The sequence below is a fragment of the Novosphingobium silvae genome, from assembly GCF_009856825.1.
Classification (GTDB): domain Bacteria; phylum Pseudomonadota; class Alphaproteobacteria; order Sphingomonadales; family Sphingomonadaceae; genus Novosphingobium; species Novosphingobium silvae.
Window position 1 is genome coordinate 274666 of record NZ_WVTD01000003.1, and the last position, 26343, is coordinate 301008.

The window sequence follows — 26343 nt, forward strand, 5'->3', positions numbered from 1 at the left end:
TGCCGATCCGGGTGGCCCTAGGCCGCGACGGCCTCGGTCCCGGCGATCGACGTGCGGTGCATCATGCGGCCCGTGGACTTGTCGTAGGGCACTGCGCGGTGCATCGCTCCGGTGTTGTCCCAGATCACGAAGTCGCCCTGTGACCACTTGTGCCGAAGCGAGAAGGCAGGCTGCGCGGCCCATTCCTGCAGCCGGATGAGCATGGCGCGGCCCGCTGGCACCTCCATGCCGACGATGTGGTCGGCCGTGGTACCGATGACCATCGACTTGCGGCCGGACTCGTGCGTCCAGACCAGCGGATGTTCTTTCACGAGGCCGATGCCCAGCACTTTCTCGCGGTGCTTTTCGGGGATGGCGTCGGCTATGGGGGAAAGGCTGGCTCGTACCGAATGCACCGCCTTCAGCCCCTCAAGCGCGCGCTTCTCCTCCTCGGGAAGGCCTTCATAGGCGGCATAAGTGCTGGCGAACTCGGTCTCTCCGCCCCGGTCGGGCGCGATCCGGCAGGACAGCAGCGTCGCGAAGGGCGGCGGCATGTCCACGGTGATGCCGTCCATGTGCCAGAAGAAGGTGCCGAGCACATATTCGGGCTGAGGGTTGATCTTCTCGTCCAGAGTGACCTGGTAGACGTCCTCGTCGTTGGACTGGACGTTGTTGCGCGCGGTGAGCCGCACCTTCTCGCCCATGGCGTCGGTGATCGCGAGCTGCTCCGCGTCGGTGAGGTTGGCACCAGGGAAGACAAGCACGGTGCGCTCCTCGACCTTGGCCCGGATCGCGCGTGCCGCCTCGGGTGTGAAAAGGTCGGTACGATCGTCCCAGGCGACGCGCGAGCCGATGTGTTGCTTGATGTCTTCGAAACCCAGAGCCATGTGGCCGCCTCTCCCGGAGGTGTTGCTGAACATGTGTACAGTGCAGACGTACACCGGAACACGACGCCCGTAAATGGGCCTGCCCACATCGCGGGAACACACCGCCGGGGCGGGCGCCGCGCTCATACGAAAAGGGCCGGAAGGTTTCCCCTCCGGCCCCGATCTCGTTCAACCGTCCTGAAGGATCAGGCGCCGGTGACTTCCGTGGTGTCGATCTTCAGGCCCGGGCCCATCGACGAGGACATCGAGACCTTGCGGACATACTTGCCCTTGGCGCCCGACGGCTTTGCCTTGACGATCGCATCGACGAATGCGGTGAAGTTCTTCTGCAGGTCCTCGTCCGAGAACGACATCTTGCCGATGCCGGCGTGGATGATGCCCTGCTTTTCGACGCGGAACTCGATCTGGCCGCCCTTGGCGTCCTTCACGGCCTGCGTCACGTTGGGGGTGACGGTGCCCAGCTTCGGGTTCGGCATCAGGCCCTTGGGACCCAGCAGCTTGCCGAGGCGGCCGACGACGCCCATCATGTCCGGGGTGGCGATGATGCGGTCGTAGTCGAGGTTGCCGGCCTGCATGTCTTCCATGAGGTCTTCCGCACCGACCTTGTCGGCACCGGCGGCGAGAGCCTCGGCGGCCTTGTCACCCTTGGCGAACACGGCGACGCGCACTTCCTTGCCGGTTCCGGCGGGAAGCGAGACCATGCCGCGGACCATCTGGTCGGCGTGGCGCGGATCGACGCCCAGGTTCAGCGCGACCTCGATGGTCTCGTCGAACTTGGTGGTCTTGAGGTCACGAAGGGCCTGCAGCGCTTCGCCCACGGCGTAGAGCTTGGTGTTGTCGCCCAGCTTCTCGTTCAGCGACTTCTGCTTCTTGGTCGTCTTGGCCATGTTCTCAGCCCTCCACCACTTCGAGGCCCATCGCGCGAGCGGAGCCTTCGATGATCTTCGTTGCCGCTTCAATGTCGTTGGCATTGAGGTCGGGCATCTTGACCTGGGCGATCTCGGACAGCTGCGAGCGCTTGATCGTTCCGGCAGAAACCTTGCCCGGCTCCTTCGAACCCGACTTGAGACCGGCAGCCTTCTTGATCAGGAAGGTGGCGGGCGGCGTCTTGGTGACGAAGGTGAAGCTGCGGTCGGCGTAGACGGTGATGATGGTCGGGATCGGCATGCCGTTCTCGAGCTCCTGCGTCGACGCGTTGAACGCCTTGCAGAATTCCATGATGTTCACGCCGCGCTGACCCAGCGCCGGACCGATCGGCGGCGAGGGGTTGGCCTTGCCGGCCGGCACCTGCAGCTTGATGTAACCAGTAATCTTCTTGGCCATGGGGCCACTCCTTTTCACACTGTCGCGCCGGGCGATGGAACTACCGGACCGACGCTCATGTCTAGCGGTCAACGGGCTGCAAGAGCCCTCCCGCAGGGAATCGAACGGGCCGAAAGCCAGTCCGAAGGGGGCGCCCCTATAGGAAAGCGCCGCAAAAGGGAAGCGCGTTTCGCAAGGCCGTCAGGGAGCCCTCAGGCGAGCCCGGCGTCCATGCTCCCGCGTCGCTCCCACCCTGCGCGGATGGCTCGGCGCGCGGGCAGTTCGAAGCGGCGATAGGCAAGATCGCTCAGCAGTAGGACAAGCGCTGTGTAGGCAAGGACGAGCGCTGCCGCCTGCGCGCCGCCCGCCGCGCCCTGGATCGAAGGCAGGAACACCAGCAGCACCGGAAAGTGGATGAGGTAGATCGCATAGCTGCGGTCGCCCAGCCACAGCATCGGGGCGCTTGCCACGGCGGGCATCCGCAATGCGAGGCACAGGGCGCAGGGCCAGGCCAGCAGCGTGATAGGCGGGATTGAGCTGCCCTGCCCCATGTCGATGGCGAGCCCGCCCGCCAGCCCCAGGACCAGCAACGCGGCCGGGACTTTCGCCAGGGCGGCGCGCCAACGCCATAGCGCCTGGCCCACGAAGAAGCCCAGCACTCCGCGCGGCAGGCTGTCGAACATCCTCGGCCCGCCGGGAAGTCCGCGCAGCACGAAATGCGCAAGGGCCAGCGCGATCGCCCCTGCCGTCACCCAGCGCAGGATCCGATCCCCCCGGACGGCGGCCAGCACGAAGACGATGTAGCATACGATTTCTACCGAGATCGACCAGGACGGCGCGTTGAACGTATGGCTCACCTCGCCCACGAACCCCTGCAGCATGAACAGGTGGCCCAGGAACGCGAGGGCGGTGTTGTCGTCCGCCCCGGCGAACATGGCGGCCGACACCAGCAGCATCAGCAGGTGCAACGGGTAGAGCCGCGCGACCCGGGCCACCGCGAAGCCAGTCATGTCTTCCCGGCGCAGCCCCCCGCGTGCAAGGTAGACATGCGCGAAGATATACCCAGAAATGACGAAGAAGAGGTCGACGAAGGTCCAGCCCCATTCGCGCAGCCATCGCAGCGGCAGCGGCGGGTCGCCCGACATCAGCGCGTCGGCCTTGAGCAGCGGATGGTACAGGAACGCGACGCCGCACGCCGCCACGCCCCGCAACCCGTCTAGCGCGCCAAGCCGCGGAGCGCCAAGCCGGGGTGCGCCAAGAGGGGGCGCGGCATGTCCCCGCGCATCCCCGCCGTTTTCGCCGCCTGCCTGATGTCTGGCCTTGATCATGCGCCCGGCTTGCCACGCCAGTGGTTAACACCGCGCTTCTCCCGCGCCGATGCGGAGCGTTCGAGGAAGGCAAGCGCAGGCCAGGACTGGCGCCCAAACGCAAACCGCCCCGCGAGCCGGGTGGGCTAGCGAGGCGGTTCAAAGGCCGAAACTGCCGGGAAAGTCCCGGCGCCGAGCGCTTACTTGCTGAGTTCGACGTGCTCGAACTCAAGCTCGACCGGCGTTGCGCGGCCGAAGATCGAGACCGCCACCTTGACGCGGTTCTTGTCGAAGTCGAGCTCTTCCACGATGCCGTTGAAGCTGGCGAAGGGCCCGTCGAGGACCTTCACCGAATCGCCGATCTCGTAGTCGATGTTGACGGTCTTGCGCGGGGTTGCGGCGGCGGCCTCGGCAGCGCCGAAGTAGCGCGCGGCCTCGCTCTCGCTGATGGCCTGCGGCTTGCCGCTTGATCCCAGGAAGCCCGTGACCTTGGGCGTGTTCTTGACGAGGTGGTAGACGTCGTCGTTCAGGTGCAGCTTGGCGAGGACGTAGCCGGGCATCGTCTTGCGCTCGACCTGAACCTTCTTGCCGCGCTTCACCTCGGTGATGGTCTCGGCGGGGACCTGCACGTCCTCGACGAGCTGCGAGAGACCCATGCGCTCGGCTTCCGAGAGGATGGATTCCTTCACCTTGTTCTCGAAGCCGGAGTAGGCGTGGATGATGTACCAGCGGGCCATTTTAGTCTCTTGTCCTAGATGATCACAGCAGCGACAGCAGCGAGCTGACGATCCAGCCGAACAGCGCGTCCACGCCGAGGAAGAACGTCGCGAGCAGCACAGTCATGATGCCGACGAAGATCGCCGTCGTCACCGTCTCCTGGCGCGAGGGCCAGTGGATCTTGCGCGCTTCCACCTGGACCTGGCGCATGAATTCGCCGGGAGTAGTCTTGGCCATCTTTACGTCGCTCTCTCGTCGCTTGCCGATGCCCGGGGGAGGTCCGGGCGCGAAATTCTCGTGTCTTCCGGCTAGGGGCCATCGCCGCCCCGACCGAGGTCGGGAGGGGCTTCAGAAAGTCCGCTTGTCGGAAGGAAACCGCGACTTAGCTTCCGTCGGCCGGATTTGCAAGGTCCACCACGTTCGGCAGCCGCGCGAGGAAAGAGTTGGGCGTGGAGTAGACGACGTGCGCCCCGTCCGGAATGCCGACCGGCCGCTTGTCGCCGATGTACCAGAGGTAGTCGGCATGGCGCGCGGGCTTGAACTTGCGCAGGTCGATCCGCTGGCGGGGCGAATAGAGGATGCGCTGAGTGGGATCGTTGAAGCGATAGCGCGTCTCGCGCATCGAAAGCATGTGGACGTCGGGCAGCGCGAAGTTCGAGTTCTCCATCGAACTGCGGCGCACCACCGCCATCGAACCGAAATGCTCGAACGGGCCGAAGAGCCATTGCGTGCGCGGGATGCCCACGGCGGTGGCCACGCGCGCGCCTTCGGGCACGTGGTCGAGCGCGCCGATCATCTGGCGCGCGACCTGCGCGTCCTGGTACCACACCACGCTCGTCACCGCGATGCGCGAGGTGAACAGCAGGCCGGCAAGCGCCAGACCCCAGCGCGGCACCGGCCAGTCGATCGCGAGGCAGGCGACCAGCAGCGCGGCCGTGCTCAGGCGATAGTCGGCATAGTCGCCGCCGAAGATCTGGCGAGGCACGACAAGGGTCAGGATCAGCAGGATCAGCGCCGCCCAGCCCACCCGTCCATCGAAGCGGCGCAGCGCCAGCGCGGCCACGAGGACCGCCAGCACGAGGCACAGGCTGGTGATGTCGAACACCTGGTCGTAGCTGCGCATCGCCTTGTAGAGAATGCTCCACTTGTACTCCAGGACGCCCCAGCGTCCGTACGAGACCTTGGAGTTCGCGCCCATGCCCAGCAGCATCGGCAGAAGCGGGAAGACCAGCGGCCAGGGCTTGAGGAAGGGACGCCAGTCGAGCCACGAGCGGCGGCGCGACCATTCGTAGCCGAACACCAGGACGCCCATCACGCCCCAGCCCGAGACGTGGCAGATCCACACCACGAAGCCGACCGGCACCATCGCCGCCCAGCGCCAGCGCCAGCCCTCCAGCCGCACCCAGCCCGCGAAGGCGAAGAGCGCGAAGGCGACCGACAGCGAATAGTTGAGGAAGCCCATCAGGAACGAGGGCGACCAGATCATCGCGAAAGCCAGGATCGCGCCCACGCCCACCCGCTTCCTGAGGCTCCACTCGACCGCCATGATCGCCATGCCGGTCAGGAAGGGAATGGCCGCGACGATGAAGCGCCCCGCCTCCTCCAGGCCCAGCAGCGGGGTGAGCGGCACCATCAGCAGCTCGGCGCCAAGGTTGCCGGTCCACTCCCATTTGAACAGGAAGTAGCGGGTCAGGAACGGATCGTGCCCATGATCGAGCATGATCTTGTATCCCGCGAGGTGCGAGGGATAGTCGGTCATCTGCGGGGTCCAGGCGACCAGCACGGGGAGCATCGCCAGGCACGAGAGCACGAAGCCCAGCCATGCCGCCTCATGACGGGTCCGGCGGTAGGCCTCGCTTGTGCGGAAACGGCTCTCGCCGGAATGCGGCGGCTCGGCTTCAGGATGCGCGCTGGCGTGCATGTACGACTGGATCTTTCCCGCTGTGCCCGATCCGGCAGACGCGACGCAAACGACCTGGCCGCGTCCGAATCGGCGGACGGGTTCTCCTAGTCCGCGCGAGGCAATTGGCAAGGCGCGCGATGCTAGCGACGCCCGTTGCCCGCCGCAATCCACCCGCGGGATCGACAGCGACCCACCCGGATGTGCCCCGAAGGGGCGATTATCGCGATCTTGTGAAAATGCTGGCAGGAGTGGAGGGACTCGAACCCACGGCCCTCGGTTTTGGAGACCGATGCTCTACCAACTGAGCTACACTCCTGCGGGCGGAGGTGCCTCTAGATGGGCCGGCTGCGGATTACAAGCGGCGATTGCAACATTCCTGACAGAGGTGCTCAGGCCAGATGCTGACCAGCCCCATTTCCCCTTGTCGCCCGCCTCTGCTACGAGCTGCTCTTTCGCCAGGGACATGACCGTGCACGCCCCCCGATCCGAACCGATCATCGAGCCTGAGCTCCTGATGCTGGCCTATCGCAGCGGGATCTTCCCGATGGCGGACAGCCGCGAGGATCCCGAGATCTTCTGGATCGAGCCGCGCCTGCGCGCCATCCTGCCGCTGGACGGCCTCCACGTCTCGCACTCGCTGGCCAGGAACCTGCGCCGCGAGCGATTCACCGTCACGTGCAACCGCGCCTTTTCGCAAGTCATGGACGCCTGCGCCGCCCCGCGCCGCGTGCGCGAGGGAGACGAAGGCGGAAGCTGGATCAGCCATCGCATCCAGGCAAGCTACGAGAACCTTCATTTCCTCGGCCACGCGCACTCGGTCGAGGTGTGGCAGGGCGAAGGCAGCGACCGCGAACTGGTGGGCGGGCTCTACGGCGTGGGGTTCGACCGTGTGTTCTGCGGCGAATCGATGTTTTCGCGCGCCAGTGATTCGTCGAAAGTGGCGCTGGCCTGGCTCGTCGCGGCGCTGCGACGCGGCGGCGCCAGCCTGCTCGACTGCCAGTTCATGACCCCCCATCTCGCCTCGCTCGGCGCAGTGGAGATGCCGCAGAAGCGCTATCTGGCCCTGCTGCGCCAGGCCCAGGCAGAGCCCGTGCGCCGCCCGGCTCAGTTCGCCAGCGGCTCCTCGACCGGTTCCGGATCGGCGTCCACGGCGGGAGGTGGTGGAGCGGATGGCGCGCCAGCGGACGGCGTGGCCGCCGGCGAAGGTGTAGCGGCGGGCGAGGTGCTGGCGCTGCCCGATGCCTTTGCCGCCCTGCTCGCCGATGCCGCGTCCTGCGGGCTCGCTTCCTCGCCGGGGAAGCTCATCGCACAGGCCTTCACCCAGACGTCATAGACCGGGTGCTCGACCACGTTGACCGACGGGTTGTTCTTGAACAGCCAACCCGAGAACACCTTGCGCCACGCCAGTTTCTCGGCCGTGGTGCGCCGCTCCTCGACGAACACCTGGACGAAGGCGCCCTCCTCCTGCGGCCGCTCCCAGGGAAGCGACTTCTCGCACGTGGCGACCTTGACGACGAGGTTGCCCAGCCGGCGCGATTCGCCCGGCTTCATAATCAGGTCCTGCGTAAGGTTGTTGCGCTTGTTCAGCACGCCAAGCGTGACCACGCGGTCCTTGTTGGGCGTGCCGACCTGCTGCCCGCGGGCGGCCTGCGCAGGACCTGCCTGCATACCGGCGATGACGTCCGGAACCCCGGTGTCCTGCGCTTCGGGCTCAGGCTCGCCGGTTCCGCAGGCGGCGAGCGCCGCAGACGCGGACAGCGCGAGGAAAGCCCGCCTCCGAATCATTCCCGGTGCCTCAGGCGTCCGGGGACCAGGCTTCGTAGTCGCCGGTAGCGGCGGCGCGCACGCCGCCCCGCTCCAGCGCGCCCTGCGGACGGTAGGCCTTCCCGGTTCCGGTGGCGTTGGGCGTATAGTCCACTTCCCAGATGCGCGGGGCCGGCAGGTGGCTTTCGGGAACGCCGTCGTACGAGTGGTGCAGCCAGCCGTGCCATTCGGACGGCACGTTGCTGGCATCGTTGGCCCCTGCGTAGATCACCCAGCGGCGCTCGTAGCCTTCGGTGGTGACGGCCTTCTTGTTCTTGGAGCGGTAATACTTGTTACCTTGCGCGTCGGTGCCGACGTGCTCGCCGTTGCGCGAGCTCCAGAGCGAGGTGCCGATGGTGGCGCCGTCCCACCAGGTGAAGATCTTGGACAGGATTCCCATGTGCGGCGCACTAGCCTTTATGCCCCCCGGAAGGCAAGCGCATTGAGGCCCGCGCGGGGCGAGATATCCGCCGCCGCGCCTGCCCTTACCAGCTGACCTTGTCGCCCGGCTTGATGCCGAGCTGCGCCGCGCGGCCGCCGTTCAGCTCCAGGACCGCAGACGTGACACCCGTCGAGGACACCGGACTCTCGTCATAAGGCTGGGCATTGGCGGCGATGTTGAGGATGCGGTGGTCGGTGCCAACGAAGATGATGTCGAGCGGGATCACGGTGTTGCGCATCCAGAACGAGGCGGGACGCGGCGGCTTGTTCACGAAGACCATGCCCTCGTCCGCACCCATCTGCGTGCGGAACATCAGGCCCTTCGCCTGCTCCTGCGGCGTGGTCGCGACCTCTACCCGGAAGGCATGCGTTCCGTTCGCCGACTTCACGCTGAGCGGGATGATCGCGAGGCCCGATTCGGGATGGCGCGCGGCCGATGCCGACGACTTCGCGGAGGGCTTGGCGTCAGCGGGCGCGCCGCCCTGCGAGCAGGCTGCGAAGGCGAGCAGCACGGCGGCCGCAAGGCCCGTGCGGGAAGTATGGGTAAGGCGCAATCAATCGTCTCCGAAATCCGACTCGGCCCACTCCTCGAGCAGGTCCATGTCGTCGCTCTCCACGATCCTGCGCGCGATGTCGAGCGGATGGCCCGCGCGCAACATGGCGGCAAGCTGGCGGTCGCGTCGCCGGGGGTCGGCGGCTGCCTCGGTGCCGGACGGCGCGAAAGGGCCGAACCGGCGGCGGCGTGCAAGCACCAGCGCGGCACGGCGCTGCTCGCCGCTGCCGGGCCGCTCCATGGCGCGAAGGTCCTCGCTCACCCCCGCCTGCCCCAGCGCCTCGCCCACGCGCCTGGCACCGTAACCACGCCGCAGGAGACTGCCCGCCTTCATGTGCGCCCATGCCGCGTCGTCGACATAGCCGAGCGCGGCATAGCGGGCGACCAGCTCGTCCAGCGCGGGCGGCGCGTCCTCGCTGCTCCAGCCCCGCTCCCTCAGCTTGCGCTGCAGATAAAGGCGCAACTTCGCTTGCGTCGTCGCGAAGCGCGCGACATAGGCGAGCGCCAGTTCCTCGATGCGGGCGGGGTTCAGGGGGGGCGGTCCATCGCGGTCCTGCCTTCGGTGGCTGGGCTGAAACGGCCCCTCATTGCGACGCTTGTCCGACATGCTGCCCTATTCGTGCCACACTCGGGCAGGATTGGGGAGAGTGCGCGAGACCGTGATGGGGCGAAATGCAGCTAGCTCAGGTTCAGGTAGATCCGGCTAGAGGCACCGGTCTCGCGAAGTTTGCGGTATAACAACAACGGGTTACTATTATGGCCGACACCATCAGCATGGTGCCGAATACGGGTCAGGCACTTGCACCGACCCCCAACGAGGACGCGCTGGAGCGCATCTTCGCCGATTTCGGCACGTTCGGCGATGCGCTGGACTATGCCGCGAAGGGTCGGCGCGGGTTCAACTTCCATGACCCGCGCGGCACGCTGACGCGCGTCTATCCCTTCAGCGAGCTGCGCAAGGACGCGCTCAGGATCGCCCATGCGCTCGTCGCGCGGGGCATCGCCAAGGGCGACCGCGTGGCCCTCATCGCCGAGACCGGCGCAGACTTCGCGGCCCTGTTCTGCGGCGTCGTCTATGCCGGCGCATGGCCGGTGCCGCTGCCGCTGCCGACCAGCTTCGGCGGCAAGGACAACTACATCGACCAGCTTTCGGTCCAGCTTTCCAGCTCGGACCCTGTCCTGCTCGTCGGCCCGGACGAGATCGCCGCGATGACGCAGGCCGCGGCAGAACGCCAGGGCTGCGGTCACGCGACCTGGGCCGATTTCGCCAACCAGATCGCCAACGGCGAGGCTCCCGAGGTCGACCTGCCGAAGGCCGATCCGGACGACATCTGCTACCTGCAGTATTCCTCGGGCTCCACCCGTTTCCCGCACGGCGTGGCAGTCACGCACCGCTCGCTGCTCTCCAACCTCACCAGCCATAGCCACGCCATGCAGCTGGAGCCGCAGGACCGCTGCATCTCCTGGCTTCCGTGGTACCACGACATGGGCCTGGTCGGCTGCTTCCTGTCGCTGATCGCCAACCAGGTCTCGGGCGACTACCTGAAGACCGAGGATTTCGCCCGCCGTCCGCTGGCATGGCTGGATCTCATCACCCGCAACCAGGGCACGTCGATCTCGTACTCGCCTACGTTCGGCTACGACATCTGCGCGCGCCGCATCTCCAGCCAGAGCCCGGTGAGCGATCGGTTCGACCTGTCGCGCTGGCGTCTTGCCGGCAACGGCGCCGACATGATCCGCCCCGACGTGATGCAGAACTTCGTGAACGCCTTCGCGGATGCGGGCTTCAAGGCCTCGGCGTTCCTTCCCAGCTATGGCCTTGCCGAAGCGACGCTGGCGGTCACCGTCATGCCGCCGGGCGAAGGCATCCGGGTCGAGCTGGTCGAGGAAGAGCGCCTTTCCGGCTCTCCGCGCGACCTCTCGCGCCCGGCCCGCTACCGCGCCATCGTCAACTGCGGCAAGGCCGTGCGCGACATGGAAGTGGTGATCCGCGGCGAAGACGGCGGCAAGCTGGGCGACCACAAGATCGGCAAGGTCTGGTGCCGCGGCACCTCGGTCATGCATTCTTACTTCCGCGACCCCGAAGCGACGGCCGCCTGCCTTGTCGACGGCTGGCTGGATACGGGCGACATGGGCTACATGGCCGATGGCTACCTGTTCATCGTGGGACGCGCGAAGGACATGATCATCATCAACGGCAAGAACCACTGGCCCCAGGACATCGAGTGGGCGGTGGAGCAGCTGCCGGGCTTCAATCACGGCGACATCGCCGCCTTCTCGGTCGAGACCGACAACGGCGAGGAAGCCCCCGCCGTGCTGGTCCATTGCCGCGTTTCCGATCCCGTCAAGCGCCTCGAACTGCGCGACATGATCCGCGACAAGGTTCGCTCCATCACCGGCATGAACTGCGTGGTCGAACTGGTGCCGCCCAAGAGCCTGCCGCGCACCAGCTCGGGCAAGCTGAGCCGCGCCAAGGCCAAGAAGCTCTACCTCTCGGGCGAGATCGAGCCGTTCAACCTGGCGGCCTGATCCCGCTCCGACACGAAGACAGCAAAAGGCAGGGACCTCTCCCACGAGGTTCCTGCCTTTTTGGCGTCCGGGCCGCGTGAGCAGAGCGTGGGGCCGCTGGGCGGGAACACCCGGGGCGGCTGCGGTTTTCTACCGAACCATGCCATCCGAAAGGTTCTCGAAAGCGCCCTACGGCATCGATGCCTACCACTGCGATGTCGCGCGCTTCGCCCGGTTCCGTACGCCGCTCGCCATCGTCCTGTTCATCGTCGTGCTCGGAAGCGGCCTGTTCGGCTTCCTTGGCGGCGGGGGTTCCAGCACCGTCGCGTACGTCTCGCCTTCCGCGCGGGTCGTGGTCGAGCACGAGCCGATCCTGCGCAGCGGCAACTGGTTCGAGACCACTCTCACCATCACGCCCTCGCGCGATATCGAGGATCTCGTCATGGCCGTCGACCAGCCGCTCTGGCGCGGCATGAGCATCGACACCATCGCGCCCGACGCCGAAAGCGCCGAAGGCCTCGACGGAACCTACAGCTACCACTTCGGCCCGGTAAAATCCGGCGAAACCCTCCGGATCAAGTTCGACGGACAGATCCAGCCGCGCGCCTTTCGCCGGCTGCGCGGTGACATCACCATCGCGGACGACAAGGAATATCTCATGGCGATCCCGCTCTCGATCACGGTGCTGCCCTGATGGAGATCGTGATCCGCGCCTCCGTCATGTTCCTGCTGGTCTACGTGCTGCTGCGCCTGATGGGGAAGCGTGAACTGGGCCAGATGGCGCCGTTCGAACTGGTTTCCCTGATCGTCATGGGCGACCTGATCCAGCAGGGGGTGACGCACCAGGACTTCTCTCTGACGGGCGCAGGGCTGGCGATCGTCACTTTCGCAGCCTGGAGCTTCGTGCTCAGCCTCATCGCCCACCGCATGCCGAAGATGCGCCGCGTGCTCAAGAGCCGCCCGGTGGTGCTGGTGCGCGACGGCCGGCTGCTTTCCGACAATCTCAACGAAGAGCGGATCGACAACGACGAGCTTGCGATCGAGATGCGCCTTGCCGGCATATCGGGGCTGCACCAGATCGCATGGGCCATCCTGGAGCCGGAAGGCAAGATCAGCTTCATCCGCAAGGACGATGCCGATCCCGACCCGCGCACCGGCGAGGACGCGCAGATCGCCTGACGATCACGGAGCCCGGCCCTGTTCCTCGCCTTCGTCTCCGTCCTGCCAGCGCGGCATTGGCGGAAGGGCCAGCAGCAGCGCCCCGCCCAGCGCGCAGGCGAGCGCACCCGCCCACAGGAACGGCTCGTAGCTGCCCGCCTTGTCGTAAATCTTTCCGGCGATCCACGGTCCAAGACCCGACGCGAGCGCCACCAGCGCCGACATCACGCCGTAGATCATCCCGAAGTTGCGCATCCCGGCATATCCGGCGGTCAGGAAAGCGGTGATCTGCGTTTTCGAGCCTGCCGCATAGCCGTTGACGACAAGCGCGAAGACTAGCGCGGGCGCCGAGTCGAGCCACCAGATGAGCACCGCGAAGGTGACTGCCGTCACCCCCATCGTCAGGCTGCCCGTCCAGTTGGGGCGAAACCTGTCGAGCAGCGCCCCCGTCACCAGCTTGCCCACGATCCCGGCGATCCCGCCAAGCGAGAGCAGCCACGCGGCCTGGGAACGCGGCACCCCGGATTCCGTCAGGATCGGGAAGAGGTGCATCGCCAGTCCGATCGTCATCGCCATGACGACGAAGGAGGAAATCGCCACCTGCCACAAGGCCACGCTGCACAGCGCCTCTCCCCGCCCGAGACCCGGAGGGCGGGCCCGGGCTGGCTTGCCCGCATCGGCGACGCCTCGCGAGGCTCCTTGCTCGCGGCCCGCCTTGCGGTCATCCGGATCGGACAGGAACAGCCAGCACAGCACGAGCGTCACACCGCCCCATCCCAGCCCGAACCAGATGTAGGCCGCGCGCCAACCGAAGCTCTCGATCAGGAAATTGCCGAGGGGCGGCACCAGCGTCTGCGCGATCGCCGGCCCGGTGACGGCGAGGCCCAGTGCAAGTCCCCTGCCCCGCACGAAGGTGCCGGCCACCGCCGTCGTCCAGATCGTTGACTTGATACTGGTCAGGATGAAGCCGAAGATCACCCACATCACCACCCACTGCGTCTTAGAGCCCGTCGCGGCGGCGAACATGCAGGTGGCGGCCATCGTGATTGCGACTCCCGGCAACCCCAGCCTGCGCGAGCCGAACCGGTCGATCAGAACGCCGTAGAAAGGCGAAAGCAGCGCGGTCACCGCGGTTGCGATCGCCGGGCCCATGGAAAGCGTGGCGCGGTCCCATCCGAAGGCGCGCTCCAGCGGCGCGATGAACAGCCCGGTCGCGGAAAGCAGCACCGAGAAGAACGAGAAGCCCGCCATCGCCGCAACGATGACGGGCCAGCCGCGCTTCCATTCGTCCCGCACGCCGCCCGCCGACGCCGCCTCAGCCCAGGTCCTCATCCCGCTCTCCTCTTGTGGAGGCGAGACTAGGGCAATCCGGGCGATCTCCAACCGCCGGGACGATGGCGCGCGCGTGGCGGATCAGATTTCGCGGTGCAGTTCGAGATAGTCACTGGGGATGCGCAGCGCCTTCGCCGCCACCTGGGTCTCGCGCAGGAACAGCACCAGAGCAATCAGCAGAAGCACGATGGAGGCCAGGAACGTCATCGCGGCCGCCGTATGCCAGTCAAACCCGCTGATGCCCGATAGGAACAGGATCGCGACCGTCACGCCAATCGCCAGGCCGGAAAGCACCATCATGCGAACCGCGTGGGTGATGAGCGTCATGCGCCGGTGGACAAGCCGCAGTTCGTTGACGACCATGTCGTGCTGCGGCCCTTCGGTGGTGCCGTGGCGCTCCTGCAGCGTCCGCGCGCGGTCCACCACCCGGCCGAGGCGGGTCGAGAGGATGTTGAGGATATTGCCGATGGCCACCAGCACGAACACCGGGGTCAGCGCCAGTTGAATGGTCTGTACGATCATGTCGCCGTGCATGGCGGATTATTCCGGTACGGCACAGGCCCTGGCGAGAAGGCACGCGATGTTATCCGCGAAATCGACATCGGAAAGGCGCGCGGCAAGGCCGCAGTTCCCCGGCGCGATCGCCTCTCCGGCGATGCGGACCTCGCCCTCGCGCGGGATCACCAGCAATGGCCCGGCGTAACGCGACGCGACATCGCCGGAAGGTGCGCCGGCAACCTGGTCCAGCAGGAACAGCGGCCCGTCCGCGAGCGTCATCGAACCGCGCGCGGGCACATGGGCATGGTAGCGCTCGACCGGATAGGGTTCGCCCTTCGACACGGCTACGCCCTCGTCAAGGTGCAGTTCCCTTGGGCGGCCATAGTCGTAGAGGCGATAGGTGATGTCGCTGTTCTGCTGCACCTCGATCAGGCTGATGCCTGCGCCGATGGCATGAACGGTATTCGCCGGAATGTAGAAGAAGTCGCCGGGCGCGACGTCGTGCCAGTGCAGCATCTGCTCGATCGAGCCGTCGAGAGCGGCGGCGCGCATCGTCTCGGGCGAGACATGCTCCCGAAAGCCCATGCCCAGCTTCGCGCCGGGCTGCGCATCGAGGATCAGCCAGCATTCTTCCTTGCCCTGGCGGCCAAGGCCCTTGGCCATGGTCTGCGCATCGCTCGGGTGGACCTGAACCGAAAGCGCTTCGCTGGTGAAGATGTACTTGACCAGAAGCTCGCTTACCTGTTCGGGCGGCTCGAACCAGATTTCGCCTATGCGGCGGCCTTCGGGTGCGCTGAACGGCGCCGGGAGGACATCCTTGCCCCAGGGCTTTTCGACCTCCCGGGTCGGCAGCAGCGCGCTCATCGCATCATGCTCACTGGTTCACGGCTCCCGACAGCTTGCCGACCTTCTGAACACCCGAAACGGTGGTGACCATGATGTCGTTCCCGTCGACCACGACGATCACGTCCTGAAGGCCGACGACCGAGACGCGGGGCCCGTCGCTATCGACAAGGACATTGCGACATTCCACCATCTCGACCTCGCCGGTGCCGCGTACCGAGTTTCCGTTTTCGTCACGATCCAGCGCCTCGTGGAGGGCATGCCAGTTGCCGATGTCGGACCAGTTCATGTCGGCGGGCACCATCGCGGCGCGCTTGGTGTTTTCCATGACGGCATAGTCCACGGATTCGCTGGGCACCTGCGCGAACAGTCCGGCGTCGGGATGGAAGCGCTGCCCTTCCTGGCGTCCATCGGCAACAGCGGCTGCCACGCCCTGCGCGATGAGCGGGCGGTGCGCCTCGAGTTCAGCAAGGAAATCCCTGACGCGAAAAGCGAAGATGCCTCCGTTCCAGGCGTAAATACCCTCGGCCAGAAAGGCCTTGGCGCGTTCGAGATCCGGCTTTTCGACGAACTGGGCCGTCCGGAAGGCGGTGTCGGAGATCGCCTCTCCCCGCTTGAGATAGCCATAGCCGGTTTCGGGAGCGGTCGCCTCGATCCCGAAGGACACGAGCCACCCTTCTTCCGCCAGCTCCGCGGCCGCCCTTGCAGCGACTGCGAAGACATCCGAATTGCCGATGTGGTGATCGCTCGGGCAGACGAGCATGATCGCGTCTTCGGGCAGGCGGCATGCGGCGAGCGCGATGGCCGCCGCCGTGTTGCGGGCGGCCGGCTCGACAATGACCTGCGCGCCATCGACCGTGCCGAGCTGCGCCTCGACGAGTTCGAGGTGCTTGTGGCCGGTAACCACGACAGGCGCGGCAAAGCCACCCTCGGCCGGGCAGCGCAGCAGCGCCGCTTCGAACAGCGTCTTGTCGCCGATGAGCGGAAGGAAGGGCTTGGGCTTGGCGGCACGGCTGCGCGGCCAGAGGCGCGTGCCGCTGCCTCCGCAGAGGATCACGGGAACGATCGTGGGCATGGGTTCTCGCTCGTGGAATACGGGCCGGGAGTGGTCCGAATCATTAGTCGGTGTGTGCTGCATTGCAACGTTGAAGGTTGATAGGCCATTCAGTAAAACCACCGCTGCTTCCAACGGTAGACAGCCGATACGGCCATTCCGGAGGCATCGCGCGCCGGCCGGAACCGGAAGCGCTCGCTGGCAAGGCGGCAGGTGATCGCATCGGCCTCGCTATCGGGACTTGGCTGGACGACGCGGCACCCGGACACCCTGCCATCGGGGCCGACCGAAAGGTCGATGATCACAGAGGAACCGATGCGCCGTTCGCGTGAGGCGCGCGGATAGTCGCGGGCGGAGTTGATGTCTCCGGCGATCTTCGCCGCCGGCATCGCCGCGCCGCCACCGCCGCGCCCGTTCCCCGCACTGCCTGCTCCGAGGCCGGCACCGACGCCGCCGGCTCCGGCTCCCGCCCCCGTCTCTTGCGCTCCCGCCTGGTCGGCCGCGCCCGTGCCTTCCACAGGCGGTGCCTGCGTGGGCTTCAGCACGAGCGGAACTGCGGGCGCGGCGACATCGCGCGGCTCTGCCTTGCGTCCGGGCGCGCCGGCTGCTCCCGACCTTTCCGGCACAGCGCGAGCTACCGGACTGGCAGCTGGAGAAGGCTCAGGCGCGGGGGGCGTGGGCGGCACATCCAGTTCCACCGTGAAGGCGCTGGTCGCCGCTCGCACGGCGCGGGCGGCAAACTCGGGAGTGAAGGCCCGCACGAGCGCCGCCACCACGACCACGTGAACCGCCAGCACGGCACCTGCAATGCGCCATCGCGGACGCCATCCTGGTCGCCACCCGGAGCTCCGCTGCAGATACCCCCGGACGGAACTGCGCGGATCACGCATCTGCAAAGCGATCATGGCTCCCGCAGCGCTGCGGCGAAGCTTCGGGCGGCCTCTTTGACAAGACCCTGCCCTCGGATCACTCCTGTTGCCGACGCCGCGTTCGCATATGCGACGCAGTGACTGTCGCCTGCAATGGGGAGATGCGCGATGCAAGGCACGTTCGAACCTGTTCAATGTTACCACGACGGCGTGACCCTCGATGGGTTCGCAGCGCGCCCCGAAAGTGGTGAAACTCATCCCGCCGTGATGATGTTCCCTGGCGCCGCCGGTCCGGGGCCGAGCTTCCGCGCGGCAGCCCGTGAACTCGCGCGCAAGGGCTGGCTGGTGGTGGAGGCGGACATGTACGGCAAGGGAGCTGACCTCTCTACGCCGCAGGCCGCCGGCATCCATTTCGCCGAGCTTCTGAAGCAGCCGCACATCATTCGCGAGCGGGCGGTCGCCTGGTTCGAGGCGGTTCGAGCGATGCCCAGGGTCGATGCGGCGCGGATCGCGGCGATTGGGTACTGCTTTGGCGGCAGGTGCGTGCTGGAACTTGCCCGCAGCGGCGCGGCCGTGCGCAGCGTCTCGGCCTTTCACGCGCTGCTCACCACCCATGCCCCGGCCAGGGAAGGCGAAGTGTCCGCCCATGTTGCCGTCTGGGCCGGCGGGCGGGACCCCTATGCCCCCGTTTCCGAGTTCGACTCCCTGCGCGCGGAACTCGACCGGGCGGGCGTGGACTACCAGGCCACTCTGTTTTCACAGGCCCGGCACGCCTTCACCGACCCGGATCATGACGGTATCGCCGAGGGGATATCGTATGACCCGACGGCGCACAGGATTGCCTGGAGCGGCACTCTGGCGCTCCTTGAAGCCACGCTGGCGGGGTGAAATGCTGAACACCTGTTACAAATACGTCACAAGGTCATTTCAAAATTCACTCTAGCAGCATGGTTTTCGCCCCGGCGAACTGAAGCTGCCCGAGTTATTCTTGCAAACGGACGTGAGAGCCGTACTGTTTGCCTAGCCAAGAACGATGTCGGTATTCGGCACGCACGGGAGAAGAAAAGAAGCCGGGAGCAGTCGCACGTGGCACAGCCATGTTGCGGCACAGTAAAGCCGCCCGGCCACCATCCTGAAATCCGAATAATGACAGTAATCCGTGCGGACCGGAACACCGGCCGCGCCACGGCTTCGCTCGGCTCACGATGAGAACATAGTTTCCGGAGGAGAGGAACAGTCATGACGACCAGGATTTTCAGGACGGCGTTGATGCTGGGCGCGGCATTCGGCGGAGGCTGGGCCGCTCCGGCGCTGGCGCAGAGCGCGGGCGCGATCAACCCGGGCGACATCATCGTCACCGCGCGCCGCACCGAGGAACGCCTGCAGGACGTTCCCATCTCGATGACCGTCTACAGCGGCGACCAGATCCAGCAGCGCAACATCGCCGTCGCCTCCGATCTTGCGACCTTCACGCCCTCCCTTTCGGTCAACACGCGCTACGGACCTGAAAAGGCGACATATTCCCTCCGCGGCTTCAATCAGGACGCGTCCACCGCGCCCACGGTGGGCGTCTACTTCGCCGATGTCGTGGGTGTTCGCGCGCAGGGCGGCACGGCTGGCGGCAACACCGTGGGCGCGGGCACCTTCACCGATCTCCAGAACGTCCAGGTGCTGAAAGGACCGCAGGGCACGCTTCAGGGCCGCAACACCACCGGCGGCGCCGTGATGCTGGTGCCCGCCAAGCCCACCGACCTGCTGGAAGGCTCTGTCGAGGGCACTTACGGCAATTACGACCAGATGCGCCTACAGGCGGTGTTCAACGCCCCGCTCGCCGATACCTTCAAGGTGCGCCTCTCGCTCGACCGCAACAAGCGTGACGGTTACATGAAGAACCGGTCAGGCATCGGACCGGACGACTACAACGACGTGGACTATCTCTACGGCCGCCTCAGCATTGTCGCCGACCTGACGCCAGAGCTCGAGAACTACACGATCTTCCACTACAGCCGCTCGGACACGAACGGCTATGCCTCGCGCTACGCGTTCTGCGACCGCGACCCGGCCTCCCCGCTCACCGGCGGCAACCTGACGCGCTATTACACCGCGCTTGCCGCATGCGACCAGATCGACCGCCAGAGCGCGCGCGGCGACGGCCGGCTCGACGTGGAAGTGGGCAACCCCAATCCGCGCATGTTCATCCGCCAGTGGCAGGCGATCAACACCACGACCTGGCAGGCAAGCGATACTCTCACGATCAAGAACATCGTAAGCTACGGCGAGTATCGCGAGCAGAGCCAGTTCCAGCTCTACAGCGACAACTTCTTCGTGCCCGACAACTCGGTCACCCGGTTCTTCGCATCCCGCGGCGGGCCGCTGCCCGGGCAGCGCTTCGATTATGTCCAGCTCGGCACTCAGCCCGGCTACGAAGCAGCGGCGCAATCCACGACCACCGAGGAACTGCAGTTGCAGGGCCGCTCCGCCGACGGCAAGTTCAACTTCGTCGTGGGCGGCTATCTCGAATGGAGCCGCCCGATCGGCTACAACCAGCAGCGCACCGGCATCTACGGCAACTGCATCGATCCTGGCACGCTGGACTGCACCGGCGGCCTCCCGCTGGTGCCGGTCGCTCCCGGCGTCACTTTGCCGGGCGCGATCATCTCGGAGTCGCGGACCCGCTTCGACTTCGACAACCACGGCGTCTTCGCGCAGGGCACCTACAACTTCACCGAGCAGCTCTCGCTCACTCTCGGCGGGCGCTGGACCTTCGACAAGATCGACGGCTACTCGGAAAGCAACCGGCGCGTTCTGGCGACGATCCCGGGTGCCGGGACGATCGTGGCGAACTGGGTCTGCAACGATGTGCTGAACCACCCCACGGTGGACTTGAACGCCAACGGCGGCGACACTTCCGCCTGCGGCACGCGCATCGTCAACAAGTCGAACAAGCCGACCTGGCTTGCCGGGCTCGACTTCAAGCCCACGGACGACACGCTCGTCTACATCAAGTACGCGCGCGGCTATCGCCAGGGCACCGTCAACTTCACCAACCCCGGCCTTGAAACCGCGGCGCCGGAGAAGGTCGACGCCTATGAAATCGGTGCCAAGCTGACCTTCCGCGGCGCACTTCCCGGCTACTTCAACATCGCAGGCTTCTGGAACGACTTCTCGGACCAGCAGGTCTTTGGCGCGCTTATTGCCAAGGAAGGCAGCGGGCTCACGGGTGGCGCGGCGATCATCAACGCAGGCAAGTCACGCATCCGCGGCGTCGAGGTGGACGCGGGCGTGACGCCGGTGGAGGGACTGCGGCTCTCGGCAGGCTACACGTATCTCGACACCGAGCTGAAAGAGCTGATCCCGCCCACACTCACGCCCGACAGCCCCTTCGAGGCGATCATCCCGCGCGGCGAGGTTGGTGGGCCGCTCACTTACTCTCCCAAGCACAAGCTGACGCTTTCCGGTGACTATTCGGTGCCGCTCGGCGAAAACGTGGGCGAACTGAACCTCGGCGTGATCTATACCTACACCTCGAGCCAGTACGTGGACGGCAACAATAAGATTCCGGCCTACAGCCTGCTCAACCTGAACCTTGGCATCACCGACGTGGGTGGCACCGGCTTCGACATCGTCGCCTTCGGCCAGAACGTGACCAACAAGAAGTACCGCACCTCTTCGGGCGGCGGATACGAATCATCGGGCATCGGCGATTTCATGTACGGATCGCCGCGCATGTACGGCGTGCGTCTGCGCTACGCCTTCGGACAATGACCTCGACAAGAGCCTGCGCGCGTACCGAGTAGCGCGCAGGTTCCCGTGGCCGCACCGGCCGGACTAGCCACGCCCCATGAGGGCGTGGCTTTTTCCTTGCGCATCAGGCCAGCCCGAGCATGCCGAAGCTGTCGTGGCGCATCACCGCCTTGCCCAGCCGCTCGACGAACTGGACGATGACCGGCGGATCGACGCGCCGGGTGATCGCCCAAAGGTAATAACCGTAGACCACGCTCTCGCGGTATTGCGCCCAGGCGCTCTCCTCGTCAGGCATTGCCATGCCATGTCCGCGCATCATGGTGAGGTATTCCCCCATCAGGCGCCGCTCCTCCACCTCCGCCACCTCGACCGGCAGCACGGCATTGAGGTGGTACGCGACGTCGAGCGCCCAGCCGCCGCGCTGGAGAAGCTGCCAGTCGATCACGCCGATCCCCTCCGCCCCGCGGAAAACGTTGCCGGCGTGGGCATCGCCGTGGATCATGAACTGCGGCCGCCCGCCGTCGCGCGCGGCGAGTTCCGCCATCGCCGCCGCAAGGTTCGCCGCACTGCGCACGCGGGGGGACAGGTGGGTGCCGCGCGGACCGTCGAGCAGTTCCTGCAGCGCCTCGGGCGTCACATAGGTCATGCGCGCAAGCTCCGAGGCGCGCGGACGGATCCAGTCGGCACCGGACAGGAAGCTGCTGCGTGCATGGAGGCGCGCAAGCTGGTCGAGGCTGGCGAGCGCGTCGTCGGGAGTGAAGGGGTCGAGCGCCGAGCAGAATGTAGCGCCATCGACGATGAGATCGCGCATGATCGTCACTGCCTGCTGCCCGTCGCGGTCGATCACCGTGGCGAGGCAATCGGGCACGCGCACGTCAACAAGAGGCGCAACCTTGTTGTAGAACTCGGCCTCCAGAACGCAGGTGGGCCCTCCCCGCGCGGTCATCGCGTCCACGTCGAGCAGGCCCTTGAGGCACAGGCCGAGCGCCTGGCCATCGGCGAACGTCACTTCCATGCGCACCTTGGTGGCGACGGTGCGGATCACTTCCACCTGCCGCACATCCGTTATGGCCCGGCCCGCCGTGACCTCCGCCAGAGCCCGCGCAAGCCACGCCGCGTCGAGTGCGCCTTCCAGCGTTGTGGGCACCTCGATCTGCGGCTGCGACGGAACCTGCCTTTCCAGAACCTGAGACATGTCTTCTCCCTTCCCGCGATATCATCACCGTGGCTTGACCTAATTCGCCATTTCGTTCCATCCTTCGCAATACCGAATTTACTCGGTCACGCGTCAGTCGCCATGTCGAGCGTGCAAGGCGGGGCACAGGAGGGACAAAAGGCGATGGGCAAGCCGCTGCAGGGTATCAAAGCCGTCGAGGTCGCCATGTGGGCTTTCGTGCCCGCGTGCGGCGGAATGCTGGCGGATCTGGGGGTAGACATCGTCAAGGTGGAGCCGCCGAGGGGCGATCCCCTGCGCGGTCTTTCGATCGGGGGCATGGGCAAAGGCGCCATCGACTTCTCGTGGGAGAGCTACAATCGCGGCAAGCGTTCGGTCACGCTCGACCTCAAGCACGAGGAAGGGCGCGCGGTGCTCTACCGCCTGCTGGAGGATGCGGACGTATTCCTCACCAGCCTGCTTCCGCCGGCGCGGCGCGCGATGGGGATCGACGAGGACGCGATCCGCGCCCGTTTCCCGAAGCTGATCTACGCCAGCGGCAGCGCGCTCGGCCCAAGCGGCCCCGATCATGAGAAAGGCGGCTACGACGCGATTACCTTCTGGGCGCGCGGCGGCATCTCCTCCTCGCTCACAGAAGCCGAGGCCCTGCACCCGGTGGGGCCGCCGGGCCCAGCCTTTGGAGACACGCTGTCGGGAGCCATGCTTTCCGGCGCGATCTGCGCAGCGATTGCCAAGCGCGCGCTGACGGGCGAGGCGTCCAGCGTCGATGTCTCCCTGCTCGGCACCGCGCTCTGGTCGATGCAGCGCTACGTCTGCCAGGCGACGGCGGACAGAGTGCAGAAGTTCCCCAAGCCCGCCGCCGACAAGCCACACAACGTGCTGGTCGGCACTTACCGCACCTCAGACGGGCGGTTCCTGGCGCTCTGCATGCTTCAGGCCGACAAGTACTGGGCTCCCTTCTGCGAGGCGGCGGGACGCGCCGACCTTGCGACCGATCCGCGCTTCGCCGATGCCGCGGCCCGCCGCGAGAACATCTCCGCCTGCTACGCCGAGGTCACGACACTCTTCGCCAGCAGGCCCCTAGCGCAATGGAAGGACATCCTCTCGCGCCAGCAGGGCCAGTGGGACGTGGTGCAGGACGTCGGCGAGATGAAGGACGATGTGCAGGCCCTTGCCAACGGCTATCTCAAGCACGTGGACTGCCAGGACGGCACGCAGATCCCCATGGTAGGGCTGCCGATGGTATTCGACGGCGAGCCGCTGGCTTCCACCCGCTCCCCCGAACTCGGCGCCAACAGCGACGCCGTGCTTGCGGGCCTCGGCTACTCCGAAGAGCAGATCATCGACCTCAAGGTGCAGGGCGTGGTGCTCTGATGGTGTCGCCGCCTGCCCGCAAGTTGCCAAGGCTGGAGCCGGACACCGCCTTCTACTGGACCTGCGGCGCGGACGACGTGCTGCGCATCCAGCGCTGCGGCGATTGCGGCACTTGGCAGCACCCGCCCCTGCCGCTCTGCGCGCAGTGCCGCAGCGAGGCCGTCGCGCCCGAAACCGTTTCAGGCAAGGGCCGGCTTGCGAGCTATACCGTCAACCACGAACCATGGCTGCCGGGCCTTGCCGTGCCTTTCGTCTTCGGTGTCGTCGAACTGGCGGAACAGCCCGAGCTCTACGTCTTCTGCAACGTGCTGGCGGCGATAGGCCATGTAGCAGTGGGGATGGCGCTGACGGTGGAGTTCGAGCGGCACGAGGACGTCTGGCTGCCGATGTTCCGCGAGGAGCGGGCGTGACCGACCTTCCGGAGAAGCGGGTCTGCATCACCGGGGCCGCGCAGTCGCAGGTGGGCCGCCCCTCGCAGCGCAGCGCCCTGCAACTGACCGCCGACGCCTGCCTTGCCGCCATCGCCGACGCGGGGCTGCGGGTGGAGAACATCGACGGCATCGCCACTTATCCCGGCAAGAGCAGCGAAGGCGGCGGCATCGCGCCCGTCAGCCCTTCCGAAGCGGCGGCTGTGCTGGGCATCGAGCCGCGCTGGATCCTCGCCTCGGCCGAAGGCTTCAGCCACATGGCGCCGATCTTCAACGCGGTGACGGCGATCGCCTGCGGCCTTGCACGCCACGTGGTGGTGTTCCGCAGCGTCGCGCAGGCACAGGCCCGGGCGAGATCGCGCGCGTCCACCCTGATGGCAGGCCCGCGCGAGCGCGTGGACGGCAACAACGCATGGACAGTGCCCTACAACGCACTGTCGCCGATCAACACCTTCGCTCTCTATGCCCAAGCCTACTTCGCCAGGTACGGCGCTACCGAGGCGCAGCTTGGCGCCATCGCCGTGAACAGCCGCGCCAATGCCGCGCACAACGCCAACGCGGTCTACCGGAATGCGCTTACCCTCGACGACTACCTCGCCAGCCGCGTCATATCCTCGCCGCTGCGCCTGCTGGACTGCGACTCGCATATCGACGGCTCCACGGCGATCGTGCTCTCGCACCGCGATGCGGCAGCCGATCTCCGGAACCCGCCGATCCGCATTGACGCGATGGGCATGGCGACGGGCGGGCTTTGGGTGGGCCGCCACGAGGGCGACTTCACGCAGATGCCCGGCGCGATCCGGGCGGCGCGGATGCTCTGGAACCGAACCGAGCTTACCCCCGCGCAGATGGACTGCGCGCAGATCTACGACGGTTTCTCGATCCATGTGTGGATGTGGATGGAGGCGCTCGGCCTCGTGTCTCCGGGGGAAGCCTGCCGCTTCGTGGAAGGCGGCGCGCGCATTGCCATCGGAGGGCAACTGCCTCTCAACACCGGGGGCGGCCAGCTCTCCGCAGGGCGGTTCCATGGCTACGGACATATCCACGAGGCCTGCGTGCAACTGTGGGAGCGCGGCGGCGGGCGGCAGGTCCGCGGGGCCCGGACATGCCTCGTCTCCAACGGGGGCTACGGCTACGGCACGATGGTCCTGCGTCGGGATTGAGGCGCATCCGGAAACGACGCCAGCTTGACCGACTCGTTCACAGATGCGATAATGAATTCGCTATTTAGAATATAAGCGAACCCGAGAGAGGACGCGCCATGAGCGAAGCAGATCCCGCCATCAAGGATGCCGCTGTCACCGACTGGCCTTATGGCCCCATCTTCGATGCAGATGCGCACATCGATCCCCCGCACGACATGTGGAAGGACTACCTCCCTTCTCATCTGAAAGAGCGCGCGCCGTACATCGAGCATGCCGAGGACGGCGACTACATCTGCTTCGAAGGCGGCCGCCGTCCCTTCATGATGATCAACAACCAGGCCGGGCGCGAGGGCAGGAACTTCAAGATGAAGGGACGCCTTGCCGACCAGCGCAAAGTCTGGGAGCCCGCCACCCGCCTTGCCGACATGGACGCGGACGGCATGGACGCCGCGCTGCTGTTCGGCGGCGGGCCGCTGGGCTCGTTCGACAACGAGCTCTACGTCGCCAGCTACGTCGCCTACCAGGACTGGGTGATGGATTTCTGCTCGGCGGCGCCGGACCGCCTGTTCCCGGTGGGCTACGTGCCCATGCGCGACATCGACGAGACCTGTTCGCATGTCGAGCGGCTGGCCAGGAAAGGCTTTCGCGCGATCAACCTGCCCGCCTTTCCGCAGAACCCCGATGCGTGGAAGACCTCGTCCGGGATCGCCAACATGAAGGACGGGCAGGTTTCCGCCCTTACCGGCGACCAGAAGGGCGCGCTGCAGTATTCGGACCCTGCTTTCGACAAGCTGTGGAAGACGGCCTGCGACCACAACCTCGTCATCACGTTTCACCTCGGGGCCCGCGTGCCGCGCTTCGGGCAGAAGGAATTCTTCCTTCCCGACATGCCGATGAGCAAGCTGGCGATGGCGGAACCCATCGGCATATTCATCTACAACGGCATCTTCGATCGCTTCCCCGCCCTGCGCATCGGGTCGATGGAAAGTGGCGTGGGCTGGTTCGCATGGTATGCCGAATACAACGACCGGACCTGGGAGAAGCAGCGCTTCTGGACCGAATGCCCGATCAAGAACCCGCCGAGCTACTACATGGACACGAATGTCTTCGGCTCGTTCATCCAGGACCGCGCCGGCATCCTCAACCGCGACCTGCCGGGTGGACGCAACATCATGTGGTCGTCGGACTATCCACACTCCGAGACGACCTTCCCGCGCTCGCGGGAGATCATCCTGCGCGATTTCGAAGGGGTGCCCGAGGCGGACGTGAGCGCGATCATCAACGACAACGCGCGCAAGCTCCTGGGCCTCTACTGAGAGCGGCA

26 protein-coding genes, 1 tRNA gene and 1 pseudogene are annotated in these 26343 nt (G+C 66.4%); 10 read left to right on the forward strand and 18 right to left on the reverse strand.

Annotated features, from left to right (window positions below):
* Nucleotides 1–17 precede the first annotated feature (17 nt).
* From GR702_RS06300 to GR702_RS06335, 8 genes are all read right to left on the reverse strand, one after another.
* Nucleotides 18–866: a TauD/TfdA dioxygenase family protein gene (locus GR702_RS06300; protein ID WP_160985110.1), complete on the reverse strand. Its 849-nt coding sequence runs from the start codon at nt 864–866 to the stop codon at nt 18–20.
* A 185-nt stretch (nt 867–1051) separates the two neighbouring features.
* Nucleotides 1052–1753 carry a 50S ribosomal protein L1 gene (gene rplA / locus GR702_RS06305; RefSeq protein WP_160985111.1) on the reverse strand — a complete coding sequence of 234 codons (702 nt, stop codon included), beginning with the start codon at nt 1751–1753 and terminating at the stop codon, nt 1052–1054.
* A gap of 4 nt (nt 1754–1757) precedes the next feature.
* Complete coding sequence (rplK, locus tag GR702_RS06310; RefSeq protein ID WP_160985112.1) at nt 1758–2189, reverse strand: 50S ribosomal protein L11; 432 nt, start codon at nt 2187–2189, stop codon at nt 1758–1760.
* 191 nt (nt 2190–2380) lie between these two features.
* Nucleotides 2381–3496, reverse strand: coding sequence for an acyltransferase family protein (locus GR702_RS06315; RefSeq protein ID WP_160985113.1), 1116 nt, complete (start codon nt 3494–3496; stop codon nt 2381–2383).
* Nucleotides 3497–3675: 179 nt separating this feature from the next.
* Complete coding sequence (nusG, locus tag GR702_RS06320; RefSeq protein WP_160985114.1) at nt 3676–4212, reverse strand: transcription termination/antitermination protein NusG; 537 nt, start codon at nt 4210–4212, stop codon at nt 3676–3678.
* A gap of 22 nt (nt 4213–4234) precedes the next feature.
* Entirely contained in the window at nt 4235–4429 is a 195-nt protein-coding gene (gene secE / locus GR702_RS06325) for a preprotein translocase subunit SecE (RefSeq protein ID WP_160985115.1), read from the reverse strand.
* 145 nt (nt 4430–4574) lie between these two features.
* Nucleotides 4575–6113: a hypothetical protein gene (locus tag GR702_RS06330; RefSeq protein WP_160985116.1), complete on the reverse strand. Its 1539-nt coding sequence runs from the start codon at nt 6111–6113 to the stop codon at nt 4575–4577.
* A gap of 222 nt (nt 6114–6335) precedes the next feature.
* A tRNA-Trp gene (locus GR702_RS06335) sits at nt 6336–6411 on the reverse strand.
* 198 nt (nt 6412–6609) lie between these two features.
* Between GR702_RS06335 and aat the strand changes: the two are divergent.
* Nucleotides 6610–7167, forward strand: a pseudogene (gene aat, locus GR702_RS22280) (leucyl/phenylalanyl-tRNA--protein transferase); the annotation flags it as partial.
* Between the two features lie 32 nt (nt 7168–7199).
* Here the strand turns inward: aat and GR702_RS06345 are convergent.
* From GR702_RS06345 to GR702_RS06360, 4 genes are all read right to left on the reverse strand, one after another.
* On the reverse strand, nt 7200–7880 hold the full coding sequence (locus GR702_RS06345; protein WP_160985118.1) for a DUF2155 domain-containing protein: 681 nt from the start codon (nt 7878–7880) through the stop codon (nt 7200–7202).
* A gap of 10 nt (nt 7881–7890) precedes the next feature.
* Nucleotides 7891–8298 (reverse strand): NADH:ubiquinone oxidoreductase subunit NDUFA12, encoded by a 408-nt coding sequence (locus tag GR702_RS06350; protein ID WP_160985119.1) that lies wholly within the window; start codon nt 8296–8298, stop codon nt 7891–7893.
* Nucleotides 8299–8383: 85 nt separating this feature from the next.
* Nucleotides 8384–8893 (reverse strand): DUF192 domain-containing protein, encoded by a 510-nt coding sequence (locus GR702_RS06355; RefSeq protein ID WP_160985120.1) that lies wholly within the window; start codon nt 8891–8893, stop codon nt 8384–8386.
* Nucleotides 8894–9499 carry a regulatory protein RecX gene (locus GR702_RS06360; RefSeq protein ID WP_160985121.1) on the reverse strand — a complete coding sequence of 202 codons (606 nt, stop codon included), beginning with the start codon at nt 9497–9499 and terminating at the stop codon, nt 8894–8896.
* Between the two features lie 149 nt (nt 9500–9648).
* Between GR702_RS06360 and GR702_RS06365 the strand changes: the two genes are divergently transcribed.
* The 3 genes from GR702_RS06365 to GR702_RS06375 all read left to right on the forward strand — a co-directional run bounded on the left by GR702_RS06365 (nt 9649) and on the right by GR702_RS06375 (nt 12579).
* Nucleotides 9649–11421, forward strand: a complete 1773-nt coding sequence (locus tag GR702_RS06365; RefSeq protein WP_160985122.1) for a fatty acyl-AMP ligase — start codon at nt 9649–9651, stop codon at nt 11419–11421.
* Between the two features lie 139 nt (nt 11422–11560).
* The gene (locus GR702_RS06370) at nt 11561–12094 is read left to right on the forward strand and encodes a hypothetical protein (protein WP_160985123.1); all 534 of its coding nucleotides are present in this window, start codon (nt 11561–11563) and stop codon (nt 12092–12094) included.
* Entirely contained in the window at nt 12094–12579 is a 486-nt protein-coding gene (locus GR702_RS06375) for a DUF421 domain-containing protein (RefSeq protein ID WP_160985124.1), read from the forward strand. The genes GR702_RS06370 and GR702_RS06375 overlap by 1 nt, the downstream gene beginning before the upstream one ends.
* A gap of 3 nt (nt 12580–12582) precedes the next feature.
* On the opposite strand, the gene GR702_RS06380 is transcribed toward GR702_RS06375, so the two are convergent.
* The 5 genes from GR702_RS06380 to GR702_RS06400 all read right to left on the reverse strand — a co-directional run bounded on the left by GR702_RS06380 (nt 12583) and on the right by GR702_RS06400 (nt 17082).
* A complete protein-coding gene (locus tag GR702_RS06380) occupies nt 12583–13890 on the reverse strand; it encodes an MFS transporter (RefSeq protein ID WP_160985125.1) in 1308 nt (435 codons plus the stop codon).
* 81 nt (nt 13891–13971) lie between these two features.
* Nucleotides 13972–14424 (reverse strand): DUF2721 domain-containing protein, encoded by a 453-nt coding sequence (locus tag GR702_RS06385; RefSeq protein WP_237449579.1) that lies wholly within the window; start codon nt 14422–14424, stop codon nt 13972–13974.
* A 6-nt stretch (nt 14425–14430) separates the two neighbouring features.
* Entirely contained in the window at nt 14431–15252 is an 822-nt protein-coding gene (locus GR702_RS06390) for a class I mannose-6-phosphate isomerase (RefSeq protein WP_160985126.1), read from the reverse strand.
* Nucleotides 15253–15262: 10 nt separating this feature from the next.
* Complete coding sequence (locus GR702_RS06395) at nt 15263–16306, reverse strand: mannose-1-phosphate guanylyltransferase (protein WP_160985127.1); 1044 nt, start codon at nt 16304–16306, stop codon at nt 15263–15265.
* Between the two features lie 89 nt (nt 16307–16395).
* Complete coding sequence (locus tag GR702_RS06400) at nt 16396–17082, reverse strand: TonB family protein (RefSeq protein WP_337192538.1); 687 nt, start codon at nt 17080–17082, stop codon at nt 16396–16398.
* Between the two features lie 240 nt (nt 17083–17322).
* Between GR702_RS06400 and GR702_RS06405 the strand changes: the two genes are divergently transcribed.
* Nucleotides 17323–18042 (forward strand): dienelactone hydrolase family protein, encoded by a 720-nt coding sequence (locus GR702_RS06405; protein WP_160985128.1) that lies wholly within the window; start codon nt 17323–17325, stop codon nt 18040–18042.
* 351 nt (nt 18043–18393) lie between these two features.
* Nucleotides 18394–20919: a TonB-dependent receptor gene (locus tag GR702_RS06410; protein WP_160985129.1), complete on the forward strand. Its 2526-nt coding sequence runs from the start codon at nt 18394–18396 to the stop codon at nt 20917–20919.
* A gap of 103 nt (nt 20920–21022) precedes the next feature.
* Here the strand turns inward: GR702_RS06410 and GR702_RS06415 are convergent, their stop codons facing one another.
* Nucleotides 21023–22093, reverse strand: coding sequence for a phosphotransferase (locus GR702_RS06415; RefSeq protein ID WP_160985130.1), 1071 nt, complete (start codon nt 22091–22093; stop codon nt 21023–21025).
* Between the two features lie 102 nt (nt 22094–22195).
* Between GR702_RS06415 and GR702_RS06420 the strand changes: the two genes are divergently transcribed.
* From GR702_RS06420 to GR702_RS06435, 4 genes are all read left to right on the forward strand, one after another.
* Nucleotides 22196–23446 (forward strand): CaiB/BaiF CoA transferase family protein, encoded by a 1251-nt coding sequence (locus tag GR702_RS06420; RefSeq protein WP_237449580.1) that lies wholly within the window; start codon nt 22196–22198, stop codon nt 23444–23446.
* Complete coding sequence (locus tag GR702_RS06425; protein WP_160985131.1) at nt 23446–23856, forward strand: Zn-ribbon domain-containing OB-fold protein; 411 nt, start codon at nt 23446–23448, stop codon at nt 23854–23856. Before GR702_RS06420 ends, GR702_RS06425 begins: the two co-directional genes overlap by 1 nt.
* Nucleotides 23853–25037: a thiolase C-terminal domain-containing protein gene (locus GR702_RS06430; protein ID WP_160985132.1), complete on the forward strand. Its 1185-nt coding sequence runs from the start codon at nt 23853–23855 to the stop codon at nt 25035–25037. Before GR702_RS06425 ends, GR702_RS06430 begins: the two co-directional genes overlap by 4 nt.
* A gap of 98 nt (nt 25038–25135) precedes the next feature.
* Entirely contained in the window at nt 25136–26335 is a 1200-nt protein-coding gene (locus tag GR702_RS06435) for an amidohydrolase family protein (RefSeq protein ID WP_160985133.1), read from the forward strand.
* Nucleotides 26336–26343 lie beyond the last annotated feature (8 nt).